Origin of the sequence: Extibacter muris (assembly GCF_004345005.1) — a bacterium.
GTDB classification, from domain to species: domain Bacteria; phylum Bacillota; class Clostridia; order Lachnospirales; family Lachnospiraceae; genus Extibacter; species Extibacter muris.
This window is the reverse complement of record NZ_SMMX01000041.1, coordinates 1-1,797: the sequence shown is the minus strand read 5'-3', so window position 1 is coordinate 1,797 and position 1,797 is coordinate 1. Positions and strand designations below refer to the sequence as shown.

General features: G+C 37.1%; 1 protein-coding gene. It reads left to right on the top strand.

The window, feature by feature from the left end; translation table 11 throughout:
• The first annotated feature begins 356 nt into the window (after window positions 1-356).
• Window positions 357-1,673, top strand: coding sequence for an IS110 family RNA-guided transposase (locus E1963_RS19090; RefSeq protein ID WP_132281658.1), 1,317 nt, complete (start codon window positions 357-359; stop codon window positions 1,671-1,673).
• The last annotated feature ends 124 nt before the right edge of the window (window positions 1,674-1,797 follow it).

The window sequence follows — 1,797 nt, the reverse complement described above, 5'->3', positions numbered from 1 at the left end:
CCTAGTATAATAATGATGTAATCAATAAGACTGCTTGGTTAACAAGTTTCTATATAGATAACAGAAGAAGGCGTTCTTCCTTCATCAGATGTTATCCATAATAATTATCATGTCTGACGGTTCCTGATAGACACCAGATGAAACATAAGGTATTATCCATTAGGATAGGACAAAGAATGTTCACCTCCTTGGGAAGCTGCTTCTGTGGCTGATACCTACAATTAAGTCAATTAGTCCATTCGACAGGGTTTTATGTTTTAGCTGGTTGGGAGTCGGAAGGCAATACCCGAATAACGCGCTAGGTTGTGTACCTGCCAGATTGGAAATGGATTCCTATCAGAAAGGAGCTATTGCTCATGTCAAACAAAGTTATTTTTAATCTTGATGAATTATTCATATCGGTTGGTATTGATGTCGGTGCTGACTTCTCATGGATGTCCATAGCACTCCCTAACCAACAAATCGTAGGAACACCTTATAAAATCCTACACAATCAAATAAGTTCCCTTACAACTGCTGTTTCTAAAATAAAAGAAGCAGAAGAGTTGTATTCTTTGGAAAGTCGCATTTTCCTGGAATCCACGGGAATTTATCATTACCCACTCTTCTGCTATCTTCGTGATAAGGGTTTTAACTGCTCGGTTATTAATCCTATCATCACAAAGAATAGCACAAATATGAATATACGAAAAGTACATAATGATCGATTTGATTCTAAAAAGGCTGCTTTAGTTGGCTTGAAACCTGATTTAAAGGTTTCTCTTATGCCATCTGATCTTGCATTAAACTGCCGTAACCTCTGTCGTGAATACTACGATTTAATGGATAACCGCAGTGCCTATGTGAACAAACTACAAGGTGAATTACGTATGGCATTTCCTCAGTACCTTGGTATTTTTTCCAAAGTTACAATCAATACCTCCCTTACTTTATTGGAGAAATATACTTCTCCAAATGCCTTTATTGAAGCTGACATGCAAGAGATGATTGATACCATTAAATCAACTGCTCGTTTTGGACTTACATATGCTCATAACAAGTATAATGCCATTATTCAGGCGGCTCACGAAGCAAATGAATTCGGTTACATCATCGACAGCAACATTAAGCGAATTAGACTCTATATCAGTTTCATCCGCAAATACGATGAAGAAATCAACGGCATTCTTGATGCAATGCATAATCTTATTGATGCCAATGAAGACACTGATTTCGTAAAACAAATACACCTGATTGAAACATTTAAAGGTGCAGGTTTCTTATCTGCCGTAACCCTCATGGGAGAGATTGGTGATTTTTCTGCATTCTCCAAACCAAAACAGCTTTTTGCTTACTTTGGTCTTGACCCCGCTGTAAAACAATCCGGTAAATTTGAAGGTACAAAAATTCAAATGTCCAAAAGAGGTTCTGCGATTGCCCGACGGGCTATTCATACCCTTACCTTGCAGAGTATTGGTATCTCTCGCACTGGAAAAGCCAAAAATCCAGTACTCCGTGATTACTATCTCAAAAAATGTGAGTCAAAACCAAAGCTTGTTGCAATGGGTGCTGTTTCTCACAAGGTATGCAACATGATATTTGCAATCCTCAGAGATAACAAACCTTTTGAAATCATTACTCCACAGGAGCATAACAAACAATACAATGCTACTAAATGCGACATAGCAGCATAAAATACTGTAAATCCGGCGAAATAATATCTTTTCAAAAAATGATATTTTCACCAAGGGATAAGTGCGCCCTTTTTTCGAAAAAAATATTTTTTTATTTATCTATTGACATTTATTAGCTGGACTT